The organism is Brevundimonas sp. M1A4_2e, from assembly GCF_053345555.1.
Map to the genome: position 1 here is coordinate 330,473 of NZ_JBKFAI010000002.1, position 25,285 is coordinate 355,757.

At 66.2% G+C, this 25,285-nt stretch carries 28 protein-coding genes; 12 read left to right on the top strand and 16 right to left on the bottom strand.

Going from position 1 to position 25,285, the window contains the following annotated elements; all coding sequences use genetic code 11:
• Positions 1 to 33: 33 nt before the first annotated feature.
• From ACLBV5_RS06160 to ACLBV5_RS06175, 4 genes are all read right to left on the bottom strand, one after another.
• A complete protein-coding gene (locus ACLBV5_RS06160) occupies positions 34 to 531 on the bottom strand; it encodes a YciE/YciF ferroxidase family protein (protein ID WP_134581389.1) in 498 nt (165 codons plus the stop codon).
• A 118-nt stretch (positions 532 to 649) separates the two neighbouring features.
• The gene (locus ACLBV5_RS06165) at positions 650 to 1,240 is read right to left on the bottom strand and encodes a DUF4142 domain-containing protein (RefSeq protein ID WP_029972582.1); all 591 of its coding nucleotides are present in this window, start codon (positions 1,238 to 1,240) and stop codon (positions 650 to 652) included.
• A 21-nt stretch (positions 1,241 to 1,261) separates the two neighbouring features.
• Positions 1,262 to 1,501: a hypothetical protein gene (locus ACLBV5_RS06170; RefSeq protein WP_447605124.1), complete on the bottom strand. Its 240-nt coding sequence runs from the start codon at positions 1,499 to 1,501 to the stop codon at positions 1,262 to 1,264.
• A 126-nt stretch (positions 1,502 to 1,627) separates the two neighbouring features.
• Positions 1,628 to 1,822, bottom strand: a complete 195-nt coding sequence (locus tag ACLBV5_RS06175) for a hypothetical protein (RefSeq protein ID WP_134581387.1) — start codon at positions 1,820 to 1,822, stop codon at positions 1,628 to 1,630.
• Positions 1,823 to 2,013: 191 nt separating this feature from the next.
• On the opposite strand from ACLBV5_RS06175, the gene ACLBV5_RS06180 reads away from it, so the two are divergent.
• The gene (locus tag ACLBV5_RS06180) at positions 2,014 to 2,907 is read left to right on the top strand and encodes an SDR family oxidoreductase (RefSeq protein ID WP_303683790.1); all 894 of its coding nucleotides are present in this window, start codon (positions 2,014 to 2,016) and stop codon (positions 2,905 to 2,907) included.
• Positions 2,908 to 2,911: 4 nt separating this feature from the next.
• Here ACLBV5_RS06180 and ACLBV5_RS06185 read toward each other — a convergent pair whose 3' ends face one another.
• On the bottom strand, positions 2,912 to 3,709 hold the full coding sequence (locus ACLBV5_RS06185) for a metallophosphoesterase family protein (protein WP_025977676.1): 798 nt from the start codon (positions 3,707 to 3,709) through the stop codon (positions 2,912 to 2,914).
• On the bottom strand, positions 3,693 to 4,472 hold the full coding sequence (locus ACLBV5_RS06190) for a nucleotidyltransferase family protein (RefSeq protein WP_025977675.1): 780 nt from the start codon (positions 4,470 to 4,472) through the stop codon (positions 3,693 to 3,695). The genes ACLBV5_RS06185 and ACLBV5_RS06190 overlap by 17 nt, the downstream gene beginning before the upstream one ends.
• A 261-nt stretch (positions 4,473 to 4,733) precedes the next feature.
• Here ACLBV5_RS06190 and ACLBV5_RS06195 point away from each other — a divergent pair, with 261 nt between their 5' ends.
• Both ACLBV5_RS06195 and ACLBV5_RS06200 read left to right on the top strand, forming a co-directional pair.
• Entirely contained in the window at positions 4,734 to 5,339 is a 606-nt protein-coding gene (locus ACLBV5_RS06195; protein ID WP_447605125.1) for a cysteine hydrolase family protein, read from the top strand.
• An 87-nt stretch (positions 5,340 to 5,426) separates the two neighbouring features.
• Entirely contained in the window at positions 5,427 to 5,834 is a 408-nt protein-coding gene (locus ACLBV5_RS06200; RefSeq protein WP_447605126.1) for a DUF2177 family protein, read from the top strand.
• On the opposite strand, the gene ACLBV5_RS06205 is transcribed toward ACLBV5_RS06200, so the two are convergent.
• Genes ACLBV5_RS06205 through ACLBV5_RS06215 form a run of 3 tightly spaced genes read right to left on the bottom strand, consistent with a single transcriptional unit; the run spans position 5,831 to position 7,841 of the window.
• The gene (locus tag ACLBV5_RS06205) at positions 5,831 to 6,637 is read right to left on the bottom strand and encodes a DUF1295 domain-containing protein (protein ID WP_447605127.1); all 807 of its coding nucleotides are present in this window, start codon (positions 6,635 to 6,637) and stop codon (positions 5,831 to 5,833) included. The two genes, ACLBV5_RS06200 and ACLBV5_RS06205, sit on opposite strands and share 4 nt — an antisense overlap.
• Complete coding sequence (gene chrR, locus ACLBV5_RS06210) at positions 6,634 to 7,272, bottom strand: cadmium/peroxide/UV radiation responsive anti-sigma factor ChrR (protein ID WP_447605128.1); 639 nt, start codon at positions 7,270 to 7,272, stop codon at positions 6,634 to 6,636. Before chrR ends, ACLBV5_RS06205 begins: the two co-directional genes overlap by 4 nt.
• Complete coding sequence (locus tag ACLBV5_RS06215) at positions 7,269 to 7,841, bottom strand: sigma-70 family RNA polymerase sigma factor (RefSeq protein WP_447605129.1); 573 nt, start codon at positions 7,839 to 7,841, stop codon at positions 7,269 to 7,271. The genes chrR and ACLBV5_RS06215 overlap by 4 nt, the downstream gene beginning before the upstream one ends.
• A 162-nt stretch (positions 7,842 to 8,003) precedes the next feature.
• Between ACLBV5_RS06215 and ACLBV5_RS06220 the strand changes: the two genes are divergently transcribed.
• Genes ACLBV5_RS06220 through ACLBV5_RS06245 form a run of 6 tightly spaced genes read left to right on the top strand, consistent with a single transcriptional unit; the run spans position 8,004 to position 14,287 of the window.
• Positions 8,004 to 9,341 (top strand): NAD(P)/FAD-dependent oxidoreductase, encoded by a 1,338-nt coding sequence (locus ACLBV5_RS06220; protein WP_447605130.1) that lies wholly within the window; start codon positions 8,004 to 8,006, stop codon positions 9,339 to 9,341.
• Positions 9,338 to 10,141, top strand: coding sequence for a DUF1365 domain-containing protein (locus ACLBV5_RS06225; protein ID WP_025977668.1), 804 nt, complete (start codon positions 9,338 to 9,340; stop codon positions 10,139 to 10,141). The genes ACLBV5_RS06220 and ACLBV5_RS06225 overlap by 4 nt, the downstream gene beginning before the upstream one ends.
• Complete coding sequence (locus tag ACLBV5_RS06230) at positions 10,131 to 11,594, top strand: cryptochrome/photolyase family protein (protein WP_447605131.1); 1,464 nt, start codon at positions 10,131 to 10,133, stop codon at positions 11,592 to 11,594. The genes ACLBV5_RS06225 and ACLBV5_RS06230 overlap by 11 nt, the downstream gene beginning before the upstream one ends.
• Before the next feature lie 31 nt (positions 11,595 to 11,625).
• Positions 11,626 to 12,852 carry a class I SAM-dependent methyltransferase gene (locus ACLBV5_RS06235; protein WP_447605132.1) on the top strand — a complete coding sequence of 409 codons (1,227 nt, stop codon included), beginning with the start codon at positions 11,626 to 11,628 and terminating at the stop codon, positions 12,850 to 12,852.
• Positions 12,853 to 12,876: 24 nt separating this feature from the next.
• Positions 12,877 to 13,434 carry a lipocalin family protein gene (locus tag ACLBV5_RS06240; protein WP_447605133.1) on the top strand — a complete coding sequence of 186 codons (558 nt, stop codon included), beginning with the start codon at positions 12,877 to 12,879 and terminating at the stop codon, positions 13,432 to 13,434.
• A gap of 58 nt (positions 13,435 to 13,492) precedes the next feature.
• Entirely contained in the window at positions 13,493 to 14,287 is a 795-nt protein-coding gene (locus tag ACLBV5_RS06245) for a DUF3313 family protein (protein ID WP_447605134.1), read from the top strand.
• Between the two features lie 129 nt (positions 14,288 to 14,416).
• Here ACLBV5_RS06245 and ACLBV5_RS06250 read toward each other — a convergent pair whose 3' ends face one another.
• The 4 genes from ACLBV5_RS06250 to ygfZ form a co-directional block, all read right to left on the bottom strand.
• On the bottom strand, positions 14,417 to 15,388 hold the full coding sequence (locus ACLBV5_RS06250) for a TraB/GumN family protein (protein ID WP_447605135.1): 972 nt from the start codon (positions 15,386 to 15,388) through the stop codon (positions 14,417 to 14,419).
• Between the two features lie 46 nt (positions 15,389 to 15,434).
• Positions 15,435 to 15,635, bottom strand: coding sequence for a helix-turn-helix transcriptional regulator (locus ACLBV5_RS06255; RefSeq protein ID WP_024353899.1), 201 nt, complete (start codon positions 15,633 to 15,635; stop codon positions 15,435 to 15,437).
• A complete protein-coding gene (locus ACLBV5_RS06260; protein WP_447605136.1) occupies positions 15,632 to 16,096 on the bottom strand; it encodes a hypothetical protein in 465 nt (154 codons plus the stop codon). The genes ACLBV5_RS06255 and ACLBV5_RS06260 overlap by 4 nt, the downstream gene beginning before the upstream one ends.
• A 110-nt stretch (positions 16,097 to 16,206) precedes the next feature.
• Positions 16,207 to 16,995, bottom strand: a complete 789-nt coding sequence (gene ygfZ, locus ACLBV5_RS06265; protein ID WP_447605137.1) for a CAF17-like 4Fe-4S cluster assembly/insertion protein YgfZ — start codon at positions 16,993 to 16,995, stop codon at positions 16,207 to 16,209.
• 225 nt (positions 16,996 to 17,220) lie between these two features.
• Between ygfZ and ppdK the strand changes: the two genes are divergently transcribed.
• The 3 genes from ppdK (at position 17,221) to ACLBV5_RS06280 (ending at position 21,406) form a co-directional block, all read left to right on the top strand.
• Entirely contained in the window at positions 17,221 to 19,911 is a 2,691-nt protein-coding gene (gene ppdK / locus ACLBV5_RS06270) for a pyruvate, phosphate dikinase (RefSeq protein ID WP_447605138.1), read from the top strand.
• Between the two features lie 220 nt (positions 19,912 to 20,131).
• Positions 20,132 to 20,665: a porin family protein gene (locus ACLBV5_RS06275; RefSeq protein ID WP_025977659.1), complete on the top strand. Its 534-nt coding sequence runs from the start codon at positions 20,132 to 20,134 to the stop codon at positions 20,663 to 20,665.
• 213 nt (positions 20,666 to 20,878) lie between these two features.
• On the top strand, positions 20,879 to 21,406 hold the full coding sequence (locus tag ACLBV5_RS06280) for a porin family protein (RefSeq protein WP_025977658.1): 528 nt from the start codon (positions 20,879 to 20,881) through the stop codon (positions 21,404 to 21,406).
• Positions 21,407 to 21,482: 76 nt separating this feature from the next.
• Here the strand turns inward: ACLBV5_RS06280 and ACLBV5_RS06285 are convergent, their stop codons facing one another.
• The 3 genes from ACLBV5_RS06285 to ACLBV5_RS06295 all read right to left on the bottom strand — a co-directional run bounded on the left by ACLBV5_RS06285 (position 21,483) and on the right by ACLBV5_RS06295 (position 25,206).
• Positions 21,483 to 21,749: a hypothetical protein gene (locus tag ACLBV5_RS06285; RefSeq protein ID WP_025977657.1), complete on the bottom strand. Its 267-nt coding sequence runs from the start codon at positions 21,747 to 21,749 to the stop codon at positions 21,483 to 21,485.
• A gap of 98 nt (positions 21,750 to 21,847) precedes the next feature.
• On the bottom strand, positions 21,848 to 22,993 hold the full coding sequence (locus ACLBV5_RS06290) for a beta-ketoacyl-ACP synthase III (protein ID WP_447605139.1): 1,146 nt from the start codon (positions 22,991 to 22,993) through the stop codon (positions 21,848 to 21,850).
• A gap of 149 nt (positions 22,994 to 23,142) precedes the next feature.
• Positions 23,143 to 25,206 carry a capsular polysaccharide biosynthesis protein gene (locus ACLBV5_RS06295; RefSeq protein ID WP_447605140.1) on the bottom strand — a complete coding sequence of 688 codons (2,064 nt, stop codon included), beginning with the start codon at positions 25,204 to 25,206 and terminating at the stop codon, positions 23,143 to 23,145.
• Between the last annotated feature and the right edge of the window lie 79 nt (positions 25,207 to 25,285).

The following is a 25,285-nucleotide window of genomic DNA, read 5'->3' on the forward strand; positions in this document are numbered from 1 at the left end:
GCCCCGCCGACGACGCGGCGGGGCGGTCGGCCGTCAGGCGGCTTGCATGGCCTCCGCGTTGACCGCGGCGTCGGCGATGGCGGTCAGGTCCTCGTCCGTCTGGCTTTCCTCCTGGAGAGTCTCGTCCAGCAGTTTGACGGCGTCCTTCAACCCCAGCACCTGCGCCCACCGCTTCAGCGTGCCGTAGCGGGTGATCTCGTAATGCTCCACCGCCTGCGCGGCGGCCAACAGGCCGGCGTCGAGCGCTGCCGTGCCCTTGTAGTCATCGGCGATTTCGTCGCCCTCGGCCAAGATGCCCTCGATGGCGTCGCAGGTCTTGCCGCGGGCGGGCTTGCCGATGATCTCGAACACTTGCTGCAGGCGTTCGATCTGCCCTTCCGTCTGCTCGCGATGTTTCTCGAACGCCGCCTTGAGCTCAGGAGATTGAGCCGCGCGGGCCATCTTGGGCAGAGACTTCAGGATCTTCCGCTCGGCGTAATAGATGTCGCGCAGAGTGTCGTGAAACAGGGTCTGCAGTGTTTTCTCGGCCATGAGTGTCTCCTAAAAATGAGTGGGGATCTTCGAAGCGGCGAATACGTGAGAGTGTTCCGGCGTGTCTGCATTTAGACAGAGCCTCTGCGGACGCTCTGCTTCCGCGACGGGTTTGACGTCAGCCGGCCAAGCTGGACTGCACCTGCTTCGCGCGCTGCAGGTGCGCTTCGATCTTGGGCAGGACGGTGCGGGCGTGTTCAGAAAGCGCCGGGGCGTCCGTCTTGTCCGAAAAACCGCGATGAAGCGTGACAGCTTCCTCGTGGGCGGCGACCTGTTGGTCGATATAGGTCTTGTCGAAATTCGCCGCATCGGCCGAGCGGAGGTTATCGATCAGGCCTTGGCGACGCTGATCCAGTGCGCTTGGCACGGCGGTGTCAGGCGCGGCCTGCGCGGCGGCGGTTTTCAGGGCGGTGGCGGCGGCCGTATGATCCGCCTTGATCATCTTGGCCAATTCCTTGACCTGGGCGTTCTGCGACCGTTCCAGGGCGATGTCGGCGGCCTGGATTTCGTACATGTCGCCCATGGCGGCGTTCGGAACATAGGCGCTGACCATGTTGGCGCCCATGGTGGCGGCTGAGGTCTGACCCACCGGTTCGGAAACGGCGTCCTGAACCTTGTCGACGGCGTCAGAGCCCTGTTGCTGGTTGCAGGCCGCCAGGGTGAGAGCGGCGGCCGAAACGGCCACGACGGCGACGGCTTGTTTGATCATAAGTGTCCTCCTTGCGATGGATCAGGATTTAACGGCCATCCCCGGGGAACCGGGGGCCAGCTCTTCGGCCTGAGTTCTGGGCGGCGGACCATCGGCCTGCTGCAGCCCATCGTCAGGCACGTCTCGAATGGACAGAATGGCTTCGTGCGCCCGCATCAGGGGCGCGGCGGCGTCGGCGGCCTGTGCGTCCGTGGGCGAGGCCACCCGCAGGGTCCGCTGGGGTCCGCTGTCGCTGCCGACGACGACTTCATAGAAGCGCATGACGGCCTCCCATGACGGCGGCGGCGGGCAGGCGAGTGCGAAGTCGGTTCATTCTTTCCTCCCTGTGACAGAACGTTAAGCGGCGAGGCGCGGGGCTGTTCCAAACGGTCAAGCTCGCAACCGCCGTCACATGGCGCGCTCCAGGGGCGCCTCCGTACCCGTCATGCGCGGATCTGGAACCTTGGTCTGAGTGCGAAGAAAGCCGGTGGCGGCTGTAGCCAGATACACGACGATCAACAGCGCCAGGACGGCGCCTATAACCATCAGCAAGCGGCGCGGCTGTCGCAGGATCTGAGGCTTTTCCTTGTTCGCGAGGGGCAAGAGGGGACTCCTTTCGTCGCGAAGAGAAAGGAAAAGACGCGCCCCCTGTTCCGTATGGCGCCGGTCGCTTCTGGATTTTCGGGCGCTACGGATAAGAGTCGTCGTCACGCTGGCGAGTTGAACTGGGCGGGGAACGCTCGCCGCGGGTGCGACTTAGGTTGGCACGCCTTCAGTCGTTAAGAGGAGCCGCAATGTCCGACCGCCTGACCATGCAGGACCCCCGTCATCAGTATCCGCGCCCGCCGTTTCCGCGTCAGCCCCAGTCTGCGCCAGGCCTGGTCGCCAGTATGGAGCCCAAGCCGGATCACGGGGAGAAAAGCTATCAAGGCCACGGGCGGCTGAAAGGGCGACGCGCCCTGATCACCGGCGCGGATTCCGGGATCGGGCGCGCAGTCGCCATCGCTTACGCCCGTGAGGGCGCCGACGTGGCGATCTCCTATCTGCCTTCGGAAGAAGCCGACGCGCGGGAGGTGATCGCCCTGATCGAGGCGGAAGGCGTCAAGGCGCTGGCTCTGCCCGGGGACGTACGCGACGAGGCGTGGAACGCCACCATGGTCGCGCGCACGCTGGACGCTTTCGGAGGCTTGGACATCTTGGTCGTTAACGCGGGCCGACAGCAGTTCCGCGAGAATGTCGAAGAGGTGTCGACCGATGATTTCGACGCGACCATGAAGACCAACCTCTACGCTTTGCACTGGCTGTGTCAGGCGGCGGCGCCCCATCTGCCTCCGGGCGCGGCGGTCATCACCACGGCTTCGATCCAGGCCTATGAGCCGTCGGACATCCTGCTGGACTACGCCACCACCAAGGGCGGGATCGTCACCTACACCAAGGCCCTGGCCAAGCAGTTGATCGAGAAGGGGGTGCGGGTGAACGCCGTGGCGCCGGGGCCCTTCTGGACGGTTCTGCAGCCCAGCGGCGGCCAGCCCCAGGAGAAGGTGGAGAAATTCGGCGCCCACAGCGCCTTCGGTCGCCCAGGCCAGCCGGTCGAGATCGCGCCCGTCTATGTGCTGCTGGCCTCGCAGGAAGCCAGCTTCGTCACAGGCGAGGTCTGGGGCGTGACCGGCGGGGCCGGGATCGCCTGAGCCTTCAGACCTCGAACACGCGATACGGGGTATCGCCCAGCGTCCGCAGCACGGGCAGGGCGACGTTGTAGACCGGGACGCCGCGCGCCGTGCGGCCTTCCGGGGCCCCACGATGAGCGTGGCCGTGCAGCACCAGCTTGACGTTCTCATAGCGGTCGACGACCTCGGCCAGGCGCGACGAGCCTAGGAAGGCGTGAATCTCGGGCGGCTCGCCGATCACCGTATCCACGACCGGGGCGTAGTGGAGCAGCACGACGCTCCGCTCGGTGCGTAGGGTGCGGATCGAATTCTCGATGAGGTTGGCGTCTTCCACCGCCTCATTGACGAAGGTCTTGACCGAGGCCTCGCCGAAGGAGCTGAGCATGTAGCGGCCGAAACCGCCGACGAAGCCCTTGCCCCCGGCGAAGCCGACGCCGTCGATCTCATAGGCTTCGCCGGTCAGCATCTTGACCCCTGCGTCGGTCAGCATGCGGCTGACTTCCAGCGGCTGGCCGCACTCATGCTCGTGATTGCCCAGGACGCCGACCATGGGGATGCGGCAGGCGCGCAGGTCTTCCAGAAGGTTCTCAACCTCGACCGTCTTGCCGAAGTTGACCAAGTCGCCGCACAGGCACAGCACGTCTGCGTCCTCATGCACCCGGTCGAACAGGTCGCGATAGGCGCGATGCGAGGTTTCGCCGACGTGCAGGTCGGCCACGGCGGCGACGCGCAGCTTCTTCTTCGGCCCGGACTCCATGCCCGGCTGGGGCGTCTGACCCTCGACGGGAGGCGCTGCTTCAGACGTGTCAGGCGACGGGGTCATGGCGCTCCTCAAGGCCCTTGCCCACCACGTCGCCGAAGCCCCATTCGGAGATGTCGGCGATATAGTCGCGCGGGCTGAACAGACGCCCGCGACACACCTTGACGCGCGGCGGCGGCAGATCGACCTGGGCCTGCAGGCGGCCGATCAGTTCGGTCATCAGCCAGGCGGGCACCAGACCGCGCTCGGTCGGATAGGCGAAGCGGAAGTTGAGCAGGTGCGCCATCAGCACCTCCCAATAAAGGTCCATCTGATCCAGCAGCGACTTCCAGTCGATGGCCTCGGCCTGCTTCAGGATGACGTGGTTCACGTCCGCGCCGTCGTAGCGATAGCGGTCCTGGATAAAGGCCTTGGACAGGATCAGGGCGGTCGGCGGGGTGATCGTCACCTCATGCCCGTAGACGGTGATGCGGTCCGGTCCGAACCAGCTGTCGGACACGGCGATGGTGCCGTTCGACATGGCGAAGATGACGTCGAAGAAGTGCTTGTCATCCTTCCAGACCTTGGCGATCCAGCGTTCGTCCTCCACGTCGGTGCGATAGCCGCGCGCCTGGAAGAAGGCGAGGATTCGAGGGTAATCGCCAGGCTTGCAGAAGACATCGAGATCCTTAGTCGGCCGACGGATTCCCGTATAGGCGGTAACCGCATAGGTGCCCGACAGAAGGAAGGGCACGCCGGATTCCTTCAGCAGGCGCAAGGCCTCCTCGTAGAAGGCCTGGGCTTCGGGCGGTGGTTCAAAGGCCGGGTCGGCGATCGTGTCGGACATGGGATGCGGTTCCTAAACAGGGCAAGGGAACGGCGCATCGCCAAGCCGGGTTCCGCCCGGCGCTTGCGGGGACTGCGCGGTCGCTGACAAGCGCCCCGGCCTGGGCTCGTTGGTCTTCATTTGCGCGGGCAGGACGCCTGGCGACCCGGTTGGCCCGGGACGCCGGTGCTCGAACTTCCACAGGTTGGGTTTCGATGTTCCGGCGACCGAAACGAAGTCATCTGGGCGGGAACCTGGCGGAGATTTAGGCTTTGCCAGTGCATGGCTTCCGGCATCATCTATGGGCGCATTCCAGCCTCTGCGGTGCATCTATGCGTGGACATGCAGCGGATGTTCGCAGAGGAAACAGCCTGGCGGACGCCCTGGATGCCCCGCGTGCTGCCGGTCGTCGTGCGCCTGTGCGAGCGCCGGGCTGATCGCACGTGCTTCACCCGCTTTATCCCCGCGCGCTCGCCGGGCGATGGGCGGGGAGCCTGGCGGCGATATTGGCGTCGATGGGAGTCGATCACCCTCGACAACCTGGGGGAGGAGGGCGTTGAGCTCTTGCCCGAGCTTCAAACCTTCATTCCGCCCGCCCGTGTCTTAGACAAGGCGCACTACTCGCCTTGGATGGGGACGAATCTGGCGTCAACACTTGCGGCGGGACAGGTGGACACGCTTGTGGTGACGGGGGCCGAGACGGATATGTGCGTCCTTGCAGCCGTACTGGGCGCCGTGGATCTGGGCTTTCGCGTGATCGTGGTCTCCGACGCGGTGTGCAGCTCGTCAGATCAGGCGCACGAAGCTCTGCTCAATCTCTACCATGACCGTTTCAGCCAGCAGATCGAAACGGCGGAATGCGATGAGGTGCTGGACGCCTGGACCTAGCCGCCTTTCCGCCTATCCCGGTCGGGATCCCAAATCCAATCGCCGTGCGTGATCGTATATCATCAGCAATGCTGCTGGAGGTCGTCTATGAATATCGCGATTGCCTATCTTTCCACGCTGATCGTGTTCGCCATCATCGACACCGCCTGGTTAGGCAGTATGGGCGACCGGCTCTATCGTCCTTTTATCGGTTCGATGTTGGCCGATAACTTCAGGCTGGCGCCCGCGATCGCCTTCTATGCTCTCTATGCGGCGGGATTGACCCTTTTCGCCGTCTGGCCTGGGCTGGCTGAGGGCGGCTGGAAGAAGGCGCTCTTGTGGGGCGGCCTGTTCGGCCTGTTCGCTTACGGGACTTATGACCTGACGAACCTGGCGACGCTGAAGACCTGGAGCCTGAAACTGTCGTTGATCGACATGGCCTGGGGCGTATGCGTCAGCGCGGGGTCGTCGGCGATCGCGTGCGCCTTCGCTGCGCGACTGTTCCGCATGCTTTAAGGCCTTGGCGGCCGGGGAAAGAAGACGCTGGTGCGGGCGGCGTAGGCCGCGAAGGCCTCGGGGCGCGAGCGACGCATGTGGGCCTCGAGCAAGGGCACGCCCGACACCCGGGTCAGCAGCCAATAGATGTAGGCCGGCCCGCTCAGCGCCAACCACCCCCACGGCCAGCCGCCGCTCAGGTTGAGGGCGAAGATCGGCCAGGCGCACCAGCCGAGCCATTCGAAGAAGTAGTTGGGATGCCGGGACCAGGCCCAGAGGCCGGTGTCGCAGACTTCGCCGCGATTGGCCGGATCGGCCTTGAAGCGGCTCAATTGACGATCAGCCAGACCTTCGCCGCACAGGGCGGCCACGAACACGACGGTCGCAAGGGCGTCCTGGAAATTCAGGCCCGGCGCCGGATTACGGGCGGCGACCAGGATGCTGAGCGCCAGGAGGGCGGCGGCCCCCGCCTGCAGCATCAGGAAGCCGAACATCCGGGGCTGAAAATGCGGCCCCCAATCCTGTCGCAGGCGGGCGTAGCGCGGGTCTTCGTGCGACGAGCGGGCGCGGGCGGCGATGTGCAGGCCTAGACGCAATCCCCAGGCGCCGATCAGACAGGCCGCGAGGGTCTGGCGGGCGGACGGCGCGGCGCTGTCGAGCGGGAAGAGGGCCACCAACACTCCCGCTGCGCCCAGGCCCAGCGACCAGAAGGCGTCCGCCCATCCCCCCTGACCTGTTCGGCGCTGAACCAGCCAAGCGGCCGCCATCACCAGAACCAGGAACAGCGCCGCCCCGGCCCAAAGCGCCAGCAGGGCGCCGATCACAGCCGCACGAAGGGCTGCATCAGGCGGCCCATCCAGCCGTCGAGCTGTATCTGGCCATCCAGAGCCACCACGCAGAGGCAGGGCTCGTCCGAGACCACGCGCGGCCGGTGCAGCACGTCTTCATCAGCTTCTTCCAAATCCCCGACCCCGAACCATTCCTTCTCGGTGGCGTAAGCGCCGGACAGAACGCAGGTCAGCTCGACCCCGCCGTGGGTGTGGCGGGGCGTTTCACGGCCCGGGTCGATTTTCAGCAGGATGACGCGGCAATCGCCGTCGCGCGGCGCATGAACATCGCGCATCCGCATCCCTGGTCCGATCCAGCGCCATGGACCCAGGGCATACCGCCGCAAGGGCTTTGGCAGTTCAGGCATGTCGTTCAGCGGCGGCTGAACCCGGACTTCGCCGGCGTCGGTTTCAATCCGCGCCATGGCTCGGGACAGAGCGCCGTCCGACAGGACCGAGGGGGGCGTCGCTTCCAGAAACTCGCCGCCGACGGACTGCAGCCGGCGGACCCAGGCGTCGTTGGCGGGGCGCAAGGCCAGGTGGGCGGCGACGACCACCGCCTCAGGCGGGCTCAGCGTGCCGGCGGCATAGGCCAGCAGACGCTCTTCGGAAGGGTTGCGGGCGGGGATCACCGGGAGGCCTCCTCGGACGGTTCGAGGAGAGCGCGCAGCTTGATCATGGCGTTGCGGATGCGGGACTTCACCGTGCCCAGCGGCAGGTTCAGCCTTTGCGCGATTTCCGAATGGGGGCTGTCCATGAAAAAGGCCAGGCGCAGGACCTCGACCTGATCGGGCTTCAGCAGCGTTAAGGCCTCGCGCACTCGGCGGGCGTCGTCACTCATGACCAGTATGGCGTCAGGCCGCATTGATTCGTCTTCGTGGGGCTCGATTTCAGGCATGGGCAGGGCGCGAGCGTCGCGTCGCAGCATGTCCAGCCGGCGGTTGCGGGCGATGGTGAAAATCCAAGTCGCGGCGCGCGCCTTGCGGGCGTCGAACAAGTCGGCCTTCCGCCAGACCGTCAGCATGGCGTCCTGGGCGAAGTCTTCGGCCGCCGCCGCGCTGGCGCCGGATTTCATCAGCCAGGCTTTCAGGCGCGGGGCGAAATGTTCAAACAAAAGGGCGAAGGCCTCGCGGTCGCGGCGGAGGGCCACCGCTTCGATCAGCCGTTCGTGCGCAAGCAGATTTTCGGCTCCGTCGCTCATGGCGCCGACGCGCTTTTCAGAGGGTGCGAAAGACGAAGCCTCGACATGCATGGATCCTAATACGCTTTGCGCAAAAGTTTGGATCAATCGTCATCCGTCCGACCGCTCCGCTCGTATCTGTCGCCGAACCTGCATCGCTTTTGATCGTGGGCCGGAGCTCTTATGTCCTTACCGAGTGCTGTCCCTTCTAACGCGCCGCTGAAGGTCGCCGTCGTGGGTTCGGGCGTGGCCGCCTTGTCTTCGGCCTGGCTGCTGTCTCAGAAGCATCTCGTCACCCTCTACGAGAAGGCCGAAAGGCTGGGCGGTCACTCCAATACGGTGACGGCGGGCGCGCTCGGCGCCGAGGTTCCCGTAGATACAGGCTTCATCTGCTTCAACGACGCCACCTATCCCAACCTGATCGCGCTATTCCAACATCTTGGAGTCCAGACCCGCGCTACGGATATGTCTTTCGCCGTGTCGCTGGATCAGGGGCGGTTTGAATACGCGGCGCCGGGATTGTTCGCCCAGCGTCGCAACCTGTTTCGGCCGCGCTTCTGGTCGATGTTGGGCGAAATCCTGCGCTTCTACCGCCAGGCCCCGGTCGATCTGGCCGGGTTGACGGATCCCCGGCTGACCCTCGGCGATTATCTGAAGCGACAGGGCTTCAGCGAAGCTTTCCGTGATGATCACCTGCTGCCGATGGCGGCAGCGATCTGGTCATCCCCGGCGCACACTTTGTTGGACTATCCGGCCGAGGCTTTCATACGCTTCTGCGGCAACCACGGCCTGCTGAAGCTGGTCGGACGGCCGCTTTGGCGCACGGTCGAGGGAGGCAGCCGCGTCTACGTCGAGCGTCTGGCGCGGGCGATCTCCGACATTCGCCTGGACCGCGGCGTGACGGCGGTGCGGCGCACCAGCGAGGGCGTCATCGTCCACGACAGCCAGGGCGGGGCCGAGCGGTTCGACCATGTGGTGATCGGCGCCCATGCGGATCAGGCCCTGGCCATGTTGGCGGACCCGACGGAGCGTGAAACCCAGGTGCTAGGCGCCTTCCGTTACAGCCGCAACCTGACGGTTCTTCATACGGACCAGACCCTGATGCCGCGCCGCCGACGGGCCTGGGCCAGTTGGAACTATATCGGGGCCGACGACGGTCTGTGCGTCACCTACTGGATGAACCGTCTTCAGGGGCTTCAAGGCCAGGACCTGTTCGTCACCTTGAACCCGCCGCGTCCGCCGCGCACGGGCTCCTTGCTGCGCAGCGAACTTTACGAGCACCCGATCTTCACCCCCGAGGCCATCCAGGCTCAGAAGCAGCTGTGGAGCCTGCAAGGGCAGGGCGGCGTGTGGTTCTGCGGCGCCCATTTCGGCGCTGGCTTTCACGAGGACGGCCTACAGTCTGGACTCGCCGTCGCGGAGCAGTTGGGCGGCGTTCGCAGGCCCTGGGCTGTCGAGAACGAGAGCGGACGCATCCATCTGCCCATGTCCGCGCCCAGCGTGCTTGAGGCGACGGCGTGACCTATGGTTCGGCCCTTTATCGCGGAGTTGTCGCCCACAGGCGGCTTCGGCCGCGCGAGCATCGGCTGAACTACCGCGTGTTCTGGCTGCTGCTGGACCTGGCTGAGATCGACGCCCTGGATCGGCGGCTGCGTCTGTTCTCGCGCAATCGCTTCAACCTGCTGTCCTTTCATGACCGGGATCACGGCGATGGCGCGGGCGGGCCGCTGCGGCCGCAGATCGAGGCCTATCTGGGCCGGGCCGGGATAGACATCGAGGGCGGGCCGATCCGCTTGCTGACCATGCCGCGTGTGCTGGGTTATGTCTTCAATCCGATCAGCCTCTATTACTGTCACGGGGCCGACGGTCGGCTCGCGGCGGTGGTCTATGAGGTCACCAGCACCTTCGGCGTGCGGCACGCCTATGTCATTCCCGTCCCGGCGGAAGATCAGGCGGCCGGCCGGATCCGTCAGGGCGCGGCCAAGGCCCTGTACGTCTCGCCCTTCATGGGGATGGAGATGGATTATGAGTTTCGCGGCCATGCGCCGGACGAGCGTCTGAACCTGACCATCGACGGCCTGGACGTCCAAGGCGTGTTGATCACGGCGGCCATGTCGGGAGAGCGTCGCGACCTGACCGACGCGAACCTGTTGTCGGCGGCCGCCGCCATGCCGTTGCTGACGTTCAAGGTCATGGCCGCCATCCACTGGGAGGCGCTGAAGCTCTGGCTCAAGCGTATTCCTCTCACCCGGCAACCGCCGCCGGCCTGGGATCCGGTCACCATTCAGCGTAAGGCGCGAGAGAGTCGTCTTGGCCGGTGACGCCGCGACCCCCGTCATCCTGTGGTTTCGCCGCGACCTGAGGCTGGGCGATAATCCCGCCCTGGCCGCCGCGCTTGCCGCGAAACGGCCGATCCTTCCCGCTTATATTCTTGACGAGAGCGGGGAGGGGCGTGGTCCCGGCGGCGCCTCCCGGTGGTGGCTGGACAAATCCTTGCGCGCCCTCGACGCCGCGCTGCGCCAGCGCGGAGGGCGGCTCATCCTGCGCCGCGGCGACAGCGAGGCTGAACTTCGCCGCCTGATTGACGAGACCGGCGCCGACCAGGTCTTCATGAACCGCCGGTTCGAGCCAGAGGCCTTCGTCCGCGACGCCGACATCGCCCACGACCTGCAGGAAGAGGGTGTCGCCTGCCACGGTTTCAACGGCAGCCTGCTGACACGCCCGGGCGCTGTCCTGACCGGCGCGGGAAAGCCGTACCGGGTGTTCACCCCCTTTATGAAGGCGCTGGTTCAGGCTGCGCCCGAGCGGCCCGCGACGCCCGCGCCGGAAACCCTGGTCACGCCCGAGGGGCCGGCCGGAGAGGACATCGACGCCTGGGGGCTTCATCCCTGCGCGCCGGACTGGTCTCGAGGCTTTGACTGGACGCCCGGAGAGGCCGGCGCTGCCGCCGTCTTGGCGACGTTCATCGAGAGCGGTCTGGCGGACTACGCGGTCGGCCGCGACGTGCCGGGCCGCCGGGGCACGTCGCGCCTGTCGCCGCACCTGCACTGGGGCGAGATCAGCCCGCGCGGGGTGGTGCGGGCCGTCCGCGCGGCGGTCGCCCACGACCGCGTGGCCCCCGCCCAGGCGGACAAGTTCATCGCCGAGATCGGCTGGCGCGAGTTCTCGGCCCATCTGCTGCATCAGTTTCCCTACATGGCCGAGCGCGCTTTCCGGCCCGAGTTCGACGCCATGCCCTGGCGGGCCGATCCCGAGGGGCTTCAGGCGTGGAAGCAGGGGCGCACCGGCTACCCGTTGGTCGATGCGGGGATGCGTGAGTTGTGGGCGACCGGCTGGATGCACAACCGCGTGCGGATGGTGGTCGCCTCCTTCCTGGTCAAGCATCTGCTGATCGACTGGCGCGAGGGCGAGGCCTGGTTCTGGGACACCCTGGTGGACGCCGACCAGGCCAGCAATGTGCAGAACTGGCAGTGGGTCGCAGGCTCTGGAGCCGACGCCGCGCCCTATTTCCGTATCTTCAACCCGGTGACCCAAGGCGAGAAGTTCGACCCTGCCGGGCGCTATGTGCGTCGTTGGGTTCCTGAGATCCGGGCACTGCCGGATCGCTGGCTGCACGCGCCCTGGTCGGCCCCCGCCGCTGTCCTGGCCGAGGCCGGGGTGAGGCTGGGCCGCACCTACCCGCGCCCGATCGTGGATCACGCGGCGGCGCGAGCGCGGGCGCTGGACGCCCTGAAATCGCTCGCCGCGCGACCCTTGGATGAAGAGCCGACATGATCCTTTTTGCCCACAAAGGCCTTATGACGCCATGACTACGACCTTCTACGGCGGCCAGGACGAGAAGAGGGGGGCTTCGCCCGTTCTCGATCTGCTGCTGCGCCTGCTATCCTCGAACTGGACCTGGGGACGCCTGACGCTCGTCCTGCCGGACGGGACGAACCGACAACTGAGCGGTCGATCCACGGGACACGCCGCAGTTCTGGTCATCCGCGACCCGCGCTTCGCCGCTCGGGTGTTGAGAGGCGGCGATATCGGCTTCGCCGAGGGCTATATGGCGGGCGAGTGGGACACCCCCGACCTCGCGGTCCTGCTGGAGACCCTGGTCAACAATTACGACCACATCCGCCGGCTGTTCGACGGAAATCCGCTGATGAACGCCGTAAACTGGGTCGGGCATAGGCTGAACCGCAACAGTCGACGCGGCTCGCAACGCAACATCCACGCCCACTACGATCTGGGCAACGCCTTCTACGCCGCCTGGCTGGATCCTTCGATGACCTATTCCTCGGCGCGGTTCGAGCGGCCCGACCAGCCGTTGCAGGAGGCGCAGCAGGCCAAATACGCCGCCCTGGCGCGCCTGATGGACCTCAAGCCCGGCCACCGCGTGCTGGAAATCGGCTGCGGCTGGGGCGGCTTCGCCGAGTTCGCCGCGCGCGAGGTCGGCGCCCTCGTCACCGGCGTGACGATCTCACGGGAACAGCATGACTACGCCCGCCGCCGCATGTTCGAGGCGGGGCTGGCCGAACGCGCGGACGTTCGCCTGCTGGACTATCGCGATGTGCAGGGGCGCTTTGACCGCGTCGCCTCAATCGAGATGTTCGAGGCTGTAGGCCGGGAATACTGGCCGACCTATTTTCAGAAGATACATGACGTTCTTGAACCCGGCGGACGTGCGGGCCTGCAGGTCATCACCATTCAGAACAGCCTGTTCGAGGAATACGACGCGCGCACGGACTTCATCCAGAAATACGTCTTTCCGGGCGGCTCTCTTCCGTCCGAGGACCGGATGGCCCCGGTGATCGAAAAGGCAGGCCTGAAGCAGACGGCGGTCGATCGTTTCGGTCTCGATTACGCCGACACTCTGGCCGAATGGACGCGCCGGTTCGACGCCGCCTGGTCGGACATTCGGAGCAAAAGCGAGGCGTTCGATAGTCGTTTTCATCGTCTGTGGCGTTTCTACCTGGCCTATTGCGAGGCCGGGTTCCGTTCCGGTCGAACCGATGTCATCCAAATCGCCCTGGATCGGGGCGTCTGAAACCTTTTGAGCGCGGAGCCAGCCATGAACCTGAAACGAACCAGCCTCGTTGTTCTGTTCGCCGTCGGGACCGCCGCCACCTTGTCGGCGTGCGCCACGTTGCAGCGTGGTCCGGTCGGCAACCCAGCCGTGCCCCAACCCGCTAAGGCGGTGGACCTGAACCGATACGCAGGCCTGTGGTACGAGATCGGTCGCTATGAGAACGGCTTCGAACGCGGCTGCGAAGCGGTGACGGCGGAATACGGTCTGCGTGACGACGGCCTGGTCAGCGTGCTGAACACCTGTCGCCAGGGCGCTGTGGACGGACCCGTCAAGACGGCCCAGGGCAGGGCCAAGGTGACGCCCGGTTCCGACAACGCCAAGTTGAAGGTCTCGTTCTTCGGCCCCTTCTATGTGGGCGATTACTGGGTGCTGGATCGGGCGGACGATTATTCCTGGTCGATCGTCGGCGAACCCTCGGGTCGATACCTGTGGCTGCTGAGCCGTAATCCCCAGCCGGACCAAGCGACGCGAGCCGCCATCATGGAGCGGACGAAGGCGCTCGGATATGATCTTTCCCTGGTCAGAGACGTTCGACACTAGGCTGGGCGCGATCCGACGACCCTTCTGCCGCGTAATGGTCTAAAGCAGGAGAAGACGCATGGATTTCAGGATTGCGCGGCTCGCCGTCGCAGCAGCGGGCCTGTCGGCCGCGCTGGGCGCTTGCGCGACCACCGAGGTCAAGCCGGGATCGGGTTTCCTGTCCTCCTACGAAGGACTTGAGCCTCGCACCGACGTGGTGAGGGCTTCGGTTCTGCAGCGTCGCGATGAAGCATTGACCGCGACGGTCGACCGAGTCTGGGTCGCGCCGGCCGAGGTGTTCGGCGTTTCAGACCCGGTGCTTTCGCCGGAGGAGCGGCGGCTGGTCTTGACGGAGGTCGATCGTCAGCTTTGCTATGAACTGAGCGAGCGATACCAAATCGCTGAACAGCCGGATCCAGGCGCCGGGACCGTGCGGGTCGGGGTGACGCATATCCGGCCCACGCACCAGGCGGGCTCTGCGGCTGCAGCGGTTGCGAACTTCTTTATTCCAGGGCCGATCAAGGTCCGAGCGCCCGGCGGACTGGGCGGGCTAGGGGCCGAGGCCGAGCTGTTGACGCCGGACGGGCGGCAGGCCGCAGCGATTGTCTGGCGACGCGACGCCATGCTTGTGGGCACGGACAAGCCTTCCCTTTCTCGAGTCGGCGATGCGCACCAACTGGCCGAGCCCTTGGGCGACATGGTTGCTGACGCCCTTGCGCCGGAAAATCGCGAAGCACGCCCGGCGCCCGCGCCCGATCCGTGTCGACGGTTCGGTCCGCGAATTCGGCCCGAAGGCTTCATCGCCGGCATAGCGACGGGCCTGTACCAGCCCGAGTGGAGCGGCGGACGCGCCGTACCGCCTGACTCGGACTGACGCCAAGGGAGAACGCCCAGGGGGCGGGCGCAGCTCTATGACGCCGCTCTCCGCTTGGCTTGTCGAAGGATGGCGAAAGACAAAAGGCCCGGCGTCGCCGCCGGGCCTCTGTTCAGTCGGGTCTTGGCCTTACAGCCGTTCGACCTTGAACCCGCGCGCCGTCAGCATGTCGATGACGCTGTCCTGATCCATCAGGTGGGCGGTGCCGACGGCGACGAAGGCCGTGCCGGAACCCTGCATCATCGCTTCGATCTGGTTGGTCCAGTCGGCGTTGCGATCGATCAGGGCCGCGCGGTGGATGTCTTCATGAATGTCGCGGGTGTTGATGCGGTTCAGGCGGCCCGCCTCGGCGGCGTCGCCCTTCAGCCAGGCGGCGACGGTGGCATCCAGATTGGCGACGATGCCGTCGGCGTTGCGGACATAATTGTTCAGATAGGCGACCTGCGCCTCTTCGCTCATGCCCGCGATCAGGCGCACCTGGATGTCGGCGGTTTCAAAGCCGTGCAGCGCCTTGCCCTGCGCCCTGGCGCGATCCATCAGCGTCTTGTCCACGCCTGCTTCGGACCGATAGCCCGCGTTGGTCGGGCCCGACATGGAGATCATGAAGGCCGCCAGCCAGGGGCGATAGGCGTCCAGCGCGGCGCCTGACGCGCCATTGGCCTGGGCGGCCTTGTCGAAGGCGGCGAACTCCTCGGTCGATAGGATCGACGACAGAGGGCGGGAGGGATCGACGCCATGCTGCTGGATAACCGGCATGACCACGGCCTGATCGTCCTGATCGGCGACCTCGACCCAGATGTCCGAGGCGCTGGCGAAGGCGGCGTCCACCTTGTCCGAGCCCCAGGCCGTGCCGGGACGCAGCACATGGACCGTGCCGAACAGATAGACGGTGGAGTCCGCGTCCCTGACCACCCACAGCGGCGGGCCGGCGCCCTCGGCGCGAGGGATGGGCGCGGCGGCCGGAGCGGGCGCCGCCTGTTCAGCGTGAGCGGCCCCAGGCGCGGCGGCGAGGGCGGCGGAGGCGGCCAGGGCGGCCAGCAGTCCGGCGGCGAAGCGCGAGACACAGTTGGCCGACTGGCCCATGCGGTGTGCGAGGGTCATTGCAAAGTCCTTGGATTTTAGGGGTTTGGATTAAGGTGAGGCTGGATCAGGCGATGAAGATGGCTTCGATCGGCTGGCCGAAGAGGCGGGAAATGCGGAAGGCGAGGGGTAGGGAGGGGTCGTAGCGGCCCTTCTCCAGCGCCTGGATGGTCTGGCGCGAGACGCCCAGGCGCTCGGCCAGATCGGCCTGGGTCCAGTCGCGCTCGGCGCGGAAGACCTTCAGGCGATTGACGAAGGCGCTGGTCATCGACGGGCGATCCACCAGCCGCACCAGGCGACGCCATAGCCGACGGCCTGGGCGGCGAAGGCGGCGGCGACGCCCAGGGCGATCAGGGCCGCATCGGTGTGCGGCACGGCGGCGGGCAGCAGGTTCACGCCTGCGACGGCGGCGATGACGACGGCCGCGCCGCCGACGACGAAGCCCAGATTGCCGCCCCACCACCAGGCCCATTTGTGCGCCTCCTTGGCGGCCTCATCCAGGCCGCGCCACCAGTAGAGGGTGTGCAGGGCGGTGAAGACGGCCAGTCCGGCGGCCAGGACGACGACGCCGATCGACGGTGCGCGGCCCCAGGCGTCTGGCCAGAAGGGCGTGGCGGCGGTGGCGCTGACGCCCACCACAGTGAGGGCGCACAGAACGACGGTCAGGTCGTCCATCTTCTTCTTGTTACGGGCGGCGGCTGCGCCGGCGGTGGTGATCTCGGTATTCATGACAAGCTCCCCTGTCGTGTTGACAAGTGAGCTTTACCAACGAGGCCGCGTTTACGTCAAGCGCCTTTTACACCGAGACAAGCAGATTTTCCGTTCTTTCGAATTCAGCCTTACAAATCAGGGATCCAGTCGGGCTTCTCGACCCGGACGGGGCGGCCCTCGACGGTCAGATCGCCGTCCATGCGGTCCAAGCGCATCAGGGCGATGGCGCGCCCCTCGGCGCCGGTCATGACTTCGCCCGCCCGCAAGTCCCCGTTCAGCACCTCGGCGCCGCGTTCGGGGGCGGGGCCGTCGAAGGCGATGGCCATCATGCGGTTCTTGATCGTGCCGCGCCGCTTCATGCGCGAGGTCGTCTCCTGACCGATGAAGCAGCCTTTGTGGAAGTCGATGCCGTTCAGCAGGTCGAAGTCCGCCTCGATCGGATATGTCTTGTCCTGCAGCGTGTCGGCCGTGGGGTCCGGCACGCCCAGCGTCAGGCGGTGCGCCTGCCAGTCGGCCTCGGTGGCGTCGGTCTCGCTCTGATCGCCCCAGCGGCGGCCGCCCAGCGCCGGCAGGCGGGGATCGTCGACAAAGCCGTCCGGCCTGTCGGCGCCCCAGGCGACGAAGACGGCGTCGGGAATGGCCATCACATCCACGCTGGAGCGCAGCCTGTACATCGACAGGCGCTGGAGCAGGGCGTCGCGCCGGTCGGCCGCCACATCCAGGATGACGCCGTCTTCCTCGCCCCAGGTGAACAGGTCGAACATCAGCCGTCCCGGCGGCGACAGCAGAGCGCCGAAGCGCAACTCGCCGGGCTGCAGCGTCTCCACGTTCTGGGTGAGCAGATTATGCAGGAAGGGGCGGGCGTCGGGGCCGCTGATGCGGATCAGGGCGCGACTGTCGAGGCGGGCGATGGGCATAAGGCCTAGATAGGCGGCCCGAGCCGCTTCCTCCAGTGCGTCACGCGGCGCCCCCGCCTTATCAGGCGAGACATCTGCTCACGGATTGTTGCGCCTGCAGCCTCGCCTTCGCAGGTGCAGCGCGCTAGTGAGGGCGTCCGTAAGGCGGGACTCAGAATATACCCGCACCCTTATACATATGCGGGGCTGGCACCCGCAGTCAGACCACGGTTCAGGAACTGCGAAATGACCAAGTGGGTGTACGGCTTTGGCGGCGGATCCGCTGACGGCGACGCTTCGATGAAGAATCTTCTCGGCGGCAAGGGGGCGAACCTGGCCGAGATGTCGTCCCTCGGCCTGCCGGTGCCGCCGGGATTCACCATCACGACCGAGGTCTGCACCTGGTATTACGCCAATGAAGAGGCCTATCCGACCGACCTGACCGATCAGGTCAAGGCCGCCCTGGCCCATGTCGAGGGCGTGGTGGGCAAGACCTTCGGCGACGCCGCCAACCCGCTGCTGGTCTCGGTGCGCTCGGGCGCCCGCGCCTCGATGCCGGGCATGATGGACACCGTCCTGAACCTGGGCCTGAACGACCAGACGGTCGAGGGGCTGGCCCAGCTGTCGGGCGACCGCCGCTTCGCCTTCGATTCCTATCGCCGCTTCATCACCATGTACTCCAACGTGGTGCTGGGTCTGGGCCACGACTATTTCGAAGAGGTGCTGGACGACCACAAGGACCGTCTGGGCGTCTCGGTCGACACCGAACTGACTGCCGAGAACTGGGAGAAGGTGGTCGCGGACTACAAGGCTCTGGTCGAGCGCGAACTGGGCCAGCCCTTCCCGCAGGACCCCCAGGCCCAGCTGTGGGGCGCCGTCGGCGCCGTGTTCGAAAGCTGGATGAACGACCGGGCGAAATTCTATCGCCGCATGCACGACATCCCCGAAAGCTGGGGCACGGCCGTCAACGTCCAGTCGATGGTGTTCGGCAACATGGGCGAGACCTCGGCCACCGGCGTCGCCTTCACCCGCAACCCCTCAACCGGCGAGAACAAGCTGTACGGCGAGTTCCTGATCAACGCCCAGGGCGAGGACGTGGTGGCGGGCATCCGCACGCCGCAGTCCCTGACCAAGGCGGGCCGCGAGGAGATGGGCGAGACGGCTCCCTCGATGGAAGAGGCCATGCCGGAGGTCTTCGCCCAGTTCGTGGACGTGGTGGGGCGGCTGGAAAGCCACTACCGCGACATGCAGGACATCGAGTTCACGGTCGAGCAGGGCCGCCTGTGGATGCTGCAGACCCGCAACGGCAAGCGCACGGCCAAGTCGGCGCTGAAGATCGCCGTGGACCTGGCCTCCGAAGGCGTGATCTCTCAGGACGAGGCCGTCAGCCGCGTCGAGCCGGCCGCGCTGGACCAGTTGCTGCACCCGACGCTGGACCCCAAGGCGGCCCGCACCGTGGTGGCGGCGGGCCTGCCCGCCTCGCCGGGCGCGGCGACCGGCAAGATCGTGTTCGATTCCGATGAGGCGGAACGTCTGGGCCAGCAGGGCGACGCCGTCATCCTGGTCCGCGACGAGACCAGCCCTGAGGACATCCACGGCATGCACGCGGCGCGCGGGATCGTCACGGCGCGCGGCGGCATGACCAGCCACGCGGCGGTGGTGGCGCGCGGCATGGGGCGCCCTTGCGTCTCGGGCGCGGGCGAAATCTCGATCGACGAGAAGGCCGGAACCTTCACCGCGCGCGGCCGCACCTTCAAGGCGGGCGAGATCATCACCATCGACGGCGGCAAGGGCGAGGTGCTGGACGGCGCCGTGGCCATGATCGAGCCGGAGCTGACGGGCGACTTCCAGACCTTGATGAGCTGGGCCGACGGCATCCGCCGCCTGAAGGTCCGCGCCAACGCCGAGACCGCTCTGGACGCCAAGACCGCGCGGGGCTTCGGCGCCGAGGGCATCGGCCTGTCGCGCACCGAACATATGTTCTTCGACGAAGACCGTATCGCCGCCGTGCGCGAGATGATCCTGGCCGACGACGAGGTGGGCCGCCGCGCCGCCCTGGCCAAGATCGCGCCGTTCCAGAAGGCCGATTTCACCGAACTCTTCGCGATCATGAGCGGCCTGCCGGTGACGGTGCGTCTGCTGGACCCGCCGCTGCACGAGTTCATCCCGCACACCGAGGCTGAGATCGACGCCCTGGCCGTGCATCAGGGGCTGGACGCGGCCAAGCTGAAGCGCCGGGCCAAGGAGCTTCAGGAAACCAATCCCATGCTGGGCCACCGCGGCTGCCGCCTGGGCGTGGCCTATCCGGAAATCTATGAAATGCAGGTCCGCGCCATCCTTGAGGCGGCGCTGCAGGTGAAGGCGTCCACCGGCGTCGCCCCGATCCCGGAGATCATGCACCCGCTGGTCGCCCTTGGTCTGGAGATGAAATATCTGCGCGAGCTGACCGACCGCACGGCCAAGGCCGTCTTCGCCGAGGCGGGCGACAGCGTGGACTATCTGGTCGGCACCATGGTCGAGCTGCCGCGCGCCGCCCTGCGCGCGGCCGATCTGGCCGAATACGCCGAGTTCTTCAGCTTCGGCACCAACGACCTGACCCAGACGACCTTCGGCATCAGCCGCGACGATTCCGGCCGCTTCCTGCAGGTCTATCTGGACAAGGGCATCTTCGAGAACGATCCCTTCGTCCGTCTGGACCAGAACGGGGTGGGCGACCTGATCCGCATCGCCGAGGAGCGGGGCCGCGCGGCCAAGCCGGGCATGAAGATGGGCATCTGCGGCGAACACGGCGGCGACCCGTCGTCCATCGCCTTCTGCGAAGAGGTGGGGCTGGATTACGTCTCCTGTTCGCCCTACCGCGTGCCGATCGCCCGTCTGGCGGCCGCGCAGGCGGCGCTGTCCGCCCGCTCGGGCGTAGAACGCGAGAAGGATCGCTAGGGTTCGCTCTCAGCATCGATAAGGAAAGGGCGATCCGAAAGGGTCGCCTTTTTCTTGTCTTATAATAGTCGCTCTTGAAGGAACGTCGTGTGTGCTTCCTATTGCACAGTCATCGACTTCTTCATGAAGGGCAAGGAACGTCTGCGGGCGTGCGAGCTTTGTTTCTCCGCAAGGTGATCAGGCCAGTCCTGCTCATCGCAATAAGGAGTGATTGAAGCTCATGCGTAATGTTATTCTCACCGCCGCCGCGCTGTCTGTACTTGCCCTGCCGGCTGCGGCCCAGGTCGTGCAGCCGGGCGGCCCCACCTATTACGGTACGCTCGGCTATTCGCAACTGGACCATTCTGATGGGGACCTGGGCGCGGTGACCGGTCGTCTGGGCGCCAAGTTCAACCCCTATTTCGGCGTCGAGGGCGAGGGCTCGATCGGGGTGAAGGACGACGACTTCACCGTCGCCGGCGCCGAGGGCAAGATCAAGCACGACTATGATCTGGCCGCCTATGCGGTCGGCACGCTGCCGCTCACGCCCAACTTCGAACTGTTTGCACGCGGCGGTTACGGCACGACCCGTATCAAGGGCGAATTGGCCGGGTTTGAGAGCAAGGCCGACGGTGAAAGCTGGAACTACGGCGTCGGCGCCAACTACTACTTCGACGCTCAAAACGGCCTGCGCGGCGATTGGACCCGCCGTGACTTCACCGACGATGGCGGCGAGGTGGATATCTATTCGGTCAACTACGTCCGTCGTTTCTAAGCCGACTTATCAGCGACCGGATGGGGCGCGCTTCTCGGCGGAGCGCGCCCTTCTTTTTGAGATATAGATGTAACACCGTATGTGTCATTGGTGCACCATCGATCTGTATCTTTGATGATGGGTATGGAACGCCAAGTCCCGCCTACCCATTTATCTCTGTGTTGGATGGGGCATGTGATCACAGAAGTCACATCATCTAAGGAGTATGAAATAATGCGTAACGTTATTCTCGCCGCCGCCGCTATGTCTGTTCTTGCCGTTCCGGCGTTTGCTCAATCGAATCCTGAGCCGCGCGGCTATGGCTCGCTGGGCTACACGCACATGGAAGGCGACGCCGCCCAGACCGGCGCGGTCAGCGGTCGCCTGGGCGTCGATCTGAACCGCTACCTGGCCGTCGAGACGGAAGTCGGGGTCGGGGTCAAGAATAAGGACATCACCGTCGCCGGCGTCGATGGCCAGATCAAGCACGAGTGGGACGCTGCCGGTTATGTCGTCGGCAAATACCCGATCGGCGACAAGCTGGAGCTGTTTGCGCGCGGCGGCTACGGCCACACCGAGCTGAAGCAGGAACTGGCCGGCGCCGAGACCAAGGTCGGCGGCGACAGCTGGAACTATGGCGTCGGCGCCAACTACTACCTGGACGGCGTGAACGGCGTCCGCGCTGACTGGACCCGTCGTGACTTCCGCGACGACCGCGGCGAGGCTGACGCCTATTCGGTCAGCTACATCCGACGCTTCTAAGAGCGCTCGCTCTTAAAATGACGAAGGCCCGCTCCGGTCGGAGCGGGCCTTTTTCGTTGACGGAACCCTTAAGGCGTCAGGCGACGTCAGGCGCCAGGGCCCAGCGCAGGGAGCCTTCGCCAAACGGGCGCACGAACAAGTCCCGATATCGCTCGAACACCTCGATGATCTTCATCTTGAGGTCGTGAGTGACCGACTCGCCGCGTTGGCGCTTCAGCGCTGCGACGCAGTTGATGACGATATCCTGATGGGCGGAGCCGCCCATGCGTTGCAACACCGTGGCCACGTCGTGCGCCAGCGGATCACTGAGTTTTTCAGCCCAAGGCAAAGCTGTCTGAGTCATTCGGGCTTCATCCCCCCTGTTTCTCGACGCGTAACGGTTTGCAAAATTTTCCGAACAGTGCAAGCGCCGCCGGAAATAATGATTCCTGATTGGCGGAATCAGGGCCGCTTTTGCACAAAAACCGTGCCCGCTGAATAACCTGCGCCGAAGCTGCAGATCAGACCCGTATCGCCCGGCTCGAAGCCGTCGTTGTGCAGGTGGAAGGCGATGATTGACCCCGCCGAGGAGGTGTTGGCGTAATCGTCCAGGATGATGACGTTCTCGCCGGGCTCAGGCTCGCGACCCAGCACCTTCCTGCCAATCAGGGTGTTCATGTTGATGTTGGCCTGGTGCAGCCACAGGCGCTTGAGCCCATGCGGGTCCAGGCTCAGTTCGGCGGCGTGGTCGAGGATCATCTCCGACACCATCGGCACGACTTCCTTGAACACCTTGCGGCCCTGCTGGACGAACATCTTGTCGCTCAGGCCATCGGCCGCGACCGGCTCATGCCCGTCAGTCGGCAGGGCGGCGCGGTTCAGGAAGCCGAAATTGTTGCGGATGTTGTTCGAGAAGCTGGTCTTCAGCTTGGTCCCGACAATGTCCCAGCCACCCGGTCCGGCCTGATCCTCGGCCTCGATGATGACGGCGGTGGCGACGTCGCCGAAGATGAAGTGGCTGTCGCGATCCTTGAAGTTCAGGTGCGCCGAACAGATTTCCGGGTTCACCATCAGCACGGCTTTGACCGAGCCTGAAGCCACGAAGTCCGCCGCCGTCTTGATGCCGAAGGTGGCGGAACTGCAGGCCACGTTCATGTCGAAGGCGAAGCCCTCGATCCCCAGCGCCTGCTGCACCTCGATGGCCATGGCGGGGTAGGGGCGCTGCATGTTGGACGCGGCGCAGATGACGGCGCCGATCTCGCTGACTGGCTTGCCCCAGGCCCTGATGGCGTCTTGCGCGGCCTTCACCGCCATTTCGGCCAGGATCGACAGCTCGTCGTCGCCGCGCGCGGGCAGATTGGGCAGCATCCGCTCGGGGTCGATGATGCCCGACTTGTCCATGACGTAGCGCGCCTTGATGCCCGAGGCCTTCTCGATGAAGGCTTCGGACGAGGGCGTCTTGGCCTCCAGCTCTCCGGCGGCGATGGCCTGCGCGTTGGCCGCGTTCCAGCCTTCCGCCCATGCGTTGTAGGCGCCGACCAGCTCCTCGTTCGAGATCGACTGTTCCGGGGTGAACAGGCCGGTTGCGGAGATGACGGCTTTTTTCACTGTATGGTTCCCTGACGCTCGGCGCGCGGCGCCTCGCTGCATGAGGAAACATGGAGTCCCCGGCGCTCGACAAGCCTTATGTCGGCGCCTCGCGGCGAAGTTCGGGCGCCTCGCGGGCCGGACTCAGTCCGTTGCGATGACGAACCTCCTCAATAGGCCGGGGGAAGGCTGCGGTCGAGACTGGCCTTTATGCCCCTCCACCAGCGATTGATGCGGCCGCGCGGCGGGGCGGGCAGGGGATGGTCGCGCGCGGCGATCAGGGCCTCGACCAGATCCTCGGCCTCGCACGGCCAGCCGTCCGGCGTGACATAGACGGGATAGCCGATCAGGGCCGCGTGGATCAGGCTCTGCAGGGAGGCGCGACGGGTGCGGCGCTCGAACGTCAGCTTGTCGTCGGTCAGGCCCCATCCGGCATAGAAGGGACGGCCATAGACGCTGACCGGCTTGCCCCGCATCAGGGCCTCGAACCCGGTCAGGGAGGTCAGGGTCGCCAGCCGGTCGCAGGCGTTCAGGCAGTCGATGATGTCCAGATCGTCGGCCGAGGCGTCGACCTCTTCCATCGCCGCATGGTCCAGCAGGCCGGGCCGGTTGCCCGCCGTCACGTCCGGGTGGTTGCGATAGATCAGGAAGGCGTCGGGATGATCGGCCCGAGCCGCCTTCACCAGGCCGGAGTTGGTGCGGATGTCCGGGCCGCAGCCCATCAGGATCGAGCGGTCGTTCTCGACCTGACCCACGACCAGCAGGATCGGCCTTTCAGTCGGCCAATGCACCGGGACGCCCGCGCCCTTCAGATTGTATTTCGACAGGCCCGCCTCGACCACGCGGGCGCGAAGGCGCTCGGCCCGCGCCGCCTGATCCGGCGAAGGCTCGCCCGCCTCGATCAGGCTCTCCAGACGGCTGGGCCGGGTCGGGTCGTAGTAGACGCCCTGATCGTCCAGGGCGACCGACAGGGCGCCGAAGAAGTCGGACCCTAGGCCGCGCGAGCGGATGAAGCCGTCCTCCATGCGCACGACCGGCCCTTCGAAGGCGTCGGCGGCGGCGCGGATCTGCGGCGTCTCCTTGCCGGCCCACCAGATCAGCTTGCCGCCCGTCGCCCGCGCATGGGCGACGGCGGCGGAGGCGCGCCAGAAGTAGCGGACGCGGCCCTTGGGCGAGTTCAGCAGACGGCGCACCGGCGGCCGCTTGGCCGGGGCGAAGCCGACCGCCGCCCAGTCGCCCGCCAGCCGGTCGGCCCGGTCGCGAAGGGCGATCAGACGCTCCAGCGCCTGTTCGGCCTCGCATCGCTGGCCGGTGACGGGATCGACATAGCGGGTGTAGGCGATCAGGGCCGCCGCCGCGACCTGATCCAGATCGCGCGGTACGCCGCGCCGCCCGGTCTGAACCGCATCCGCGGTCAGCCCCCAGCCGGAATAGAAGGGCGCGCCGAAGCAGCGCACCGGCAGGCCGCGCAACAGCGCCTCGAACCCCAGCGCCGAAGTCACGACATAGACCGCGTCCACCGCCGCCAGCAGGTCGGCCGGCCGCACGTCCGTGTCGATCAGGGTGACGCCTTCAAGCTGGTCCGCCGGGATGCAGCCCGATTTGCGCCCCGCCGCCACGGCCGGGTGGCGCTTGACGATCAACTGGGCCTCCGGCTCGTCGCGCCGGGCGGCCGCCAGCATGTCCGAGAAGCTCTGCTCGGTCGCCAGCCCATAGCCGATGGAGGCGTCGCCGAAGGTCTGGTCCACGAGCAGCACCCGGCGGCCCGGCTTCAGCAGGCTCGTGTCCAGCGGCCCGCCCATATTAGTCTTGGACACGCCCGACGCCACGATGCGGTCGATCAGACCGCGCGCGCGGGCCTTCACGGCGGCGTCGCACCAGTCGGGGGCGGTCTGGATCAACTGCTCCAACCGACTGGGCCGGGTCGCATCGTAATAGACGCCCAGATCATCGACGATCAGGCTCAGGCTGGTCGCCCCGCTCTCGCCGATGCCGACCGAGCGCAGGAAGCCATCCTCCAGCGCGACGTAGGGTTTGCCGTGCTTCGCCGCCCAGCGTCGTCCTGTCGCCGCCGTCGGCTTCATGCCCCAGCCGAGGACGGCCTCGGTCGACAATCCCGGCAGGGCGGACAGATCGTAATCGGGCAGGAAGGCGGAGAGGAACGGCACCTTCAACACCCCCGGCGCACAGACCCAGGCGCGGGTTTTAGACGAGGGCGGAAGCGGTGCGATCATGAGGCTGTGTCTAAGGTCTGCCGTAGAAGGATGCCACCCCGCTCTTCCTTCTCCCCTTGTGGGAGAAGGTGGCAGGCGG